General features: G+C 36.5%; 3 protein-coding genes. All 3 read left to right on the forward strand.

Annotated elements, in window-relative coordinates:
* Positions 1-806: hypothetical protein (locus LY28_RS19300; protein WP_207658148.1), on the forward strand; the 806-nt coding region annotated here is incomplete at its 5' end.
* A gap of 111 nt (positions 807-917) precedes the next feature.
* Positions 918-1,367, forward strand: coding sequence for a hypothetical protein (locus LY28_RS18665; RefSeq protein ID WP_110463678.1), 450 nt, complete (start codon positions 918-920; stop codon positions 1,365-1,367).
* 149 nt (positions 1,368-1,516) lie between these two features.
* Positions 1,517-1,963 carry a hypothetical protein gene (locus LY28_RS18670; RefSeq protein WP_110463679.1) on the forward strand — a complete coding sequence of 149 codons (447 nt, stop codon included), beginning with the start codon at positions 1,517-1,519 and terminating at the stop codon, positions 1,961-1,963.
* Positions 1,964-2,080: the final 117 nt, after the last annotated feature.

Genomic DNA, 2,080 nt, shown 5'->3' on the forward strand with positions numbered 1-2,080 from the left:
AGTTCCTGCTGTCAAGGGATACAGCCGATGCTGTGGCGCAAAAAACGGACGAGGTTGATATTGCCGAAGATATATCGGCTTTGCCGGATATAGACGGAATGGGGAATGTATATTCACTCAGACAGGCTATGGCAAAAGATTCAAGCAAGGAGCTGAAGGCACTTGTAGAAAGCTTTGCAGCTGAAAAGGATGCTGAAAAGCGTGCTGCCCTGCTGGATAAAATTCTGCTCAAATGGACGGGGGCCGATGAAATAGAGCCTGCAAGCCGCGGTTCGAATTTTGATGCGGGAAAGCTTGCTGTAATCGAAAGATTTACGGGAAGGCCTTTTTCCGGCACAAGCGGTGCTAACCCTATAGCTCAGGCAGTACCTTTTTTGACTCAGGCATATGGCGACAGAGAGTATTTTAATTCTTTTAACCTAAAGAATCCTGTTACAAACGAAATACTGAATTCAAGAAGATGGGTTATAGACCGCGAGCGAAATGCTGTTTTGATTGGGTTGGGAGGACAAGGCATTTATGGCTGTGAGATACCAATGTTTTACGCATTGATTTGGAACGAAAATATTATTATGCTTGAAACTTTTAGTAAGGCTATAGGGAATAACGCTATTGATACAGATTTTTACTGGAAAATAACAAGAATTGAAGCGCCTGAATGCTTCTTGAAGGATAATACTGAAATGATGGATATGATAAAAGAGGCTTTAACAGCATATGCTACCAGAAGTAAAAATGATTCTGTTACAAAAGTAAATTTTGATTATATAGCTTCACCGTGGTTTATCCGGGAGGTGAACAAATAATGGCTGCTATTGGGGATATAATTGATTATGTGGAATACTGAATGAGGTTATAACAGCTTCTTAATGAAAATATAGAGGTTTAATTTTTATAAATGAAAAGGGGAAAAAAGTATGGCATTTATTTATGAAAAAATTTCTGAAACGGATAGGCAAAGGTTAAATTCTTTCAACTTAGTAAGTCCGTTAACAAAAAATAAGCCGATTGCACCATCAAAGTGGATAATTGACAGAGAACGTGATGTTTTCTTGGTATCATTGGGAGGGCAAGGGTTTTACGAATCTGAAATACCTAGATTTTATGCACTGATTTGGAAAAACAATGTAGTTTTAGTAGAAACTTTTCGCAATGGGGTTGGGAGTTTATCAGATGGTGTGGAAATATCATGGAAGATAACAAAAATTGAAGCAAAAGAAAGTCTTTTAAAAGATAAGGATGAAATGATAGAACTAATAAAAGAAGGACTTGATGCTGAAGGTTCTGGTGGTCGAAGAGATTGTGTAAAAAAAGTAAATTTTGATTATATAGCTTCACCTTGGTTTATCCGGGATGTGAACAAATAATGGCTGCTATTGGGGACATAATTGATTATGTGGAATCTTGGAGAGCTGAAAATGGAATACCGGTAACCATAATCAGAGCACCAGAAAAATGCTGATGCTGTGATTATGGTTAAAAATAATTTATAAAAATAAAAAGGAGAAAAGAGACTATGGCATTTGTAAATGAAAAAATATCAAAACAGGATGAGGATTTTTTTAATTCATTTAACTTTAAGAGTCCATTTACACAAAATGATTCTATTAAACCGTGGAAATGGACAATAAACCGTGAAAGGGAAGCCTTTTTGACAGGACTGGGGGGACAAGGTTATGAACACTCTGAAATTCCTGAATTTTTTGCGCTTGTATGGAAAAAGAAAGTAATTATTTTAGAGACCTTCAGCGGTGGAAGCGGCAGTAACAGTACTGGTGTTGAAGTCTGGTGGAAAATTACCAGTATAAAAGTTCCTCAGAGTCTTATAGTTGAAAAGGAAGCAGTAATGGATTTAATCAAGGAAGCATTTGAGGCATATGGAAATGGTTATAATAGCACATATGTCAGGAAGGTGGAAATTAAATTTATTTCTGAGCCTTACTTTATACCGCGTGTAGAATAATGACAATTAGCCTTGATCAGAGCACCAGAAAAATGCTGATGCTGTGATTATGCCTAAAAATAATTTATAAAAATAAAAAGGAGACAAAATTATGGCATTTGTGTATGAGAAGATACC

The sequence above is a fragment of the Ruminiclostridium sufflavum DSM 19573 genome (assembly GCF_003208175.1).
Classification (GTDB): domain Bacteria; phylum Bacillota; class Clostridia; order Acetivibrionales; family DSM-1351; genus Ruminiclostridium; species Ruminiclostridium sufflavum.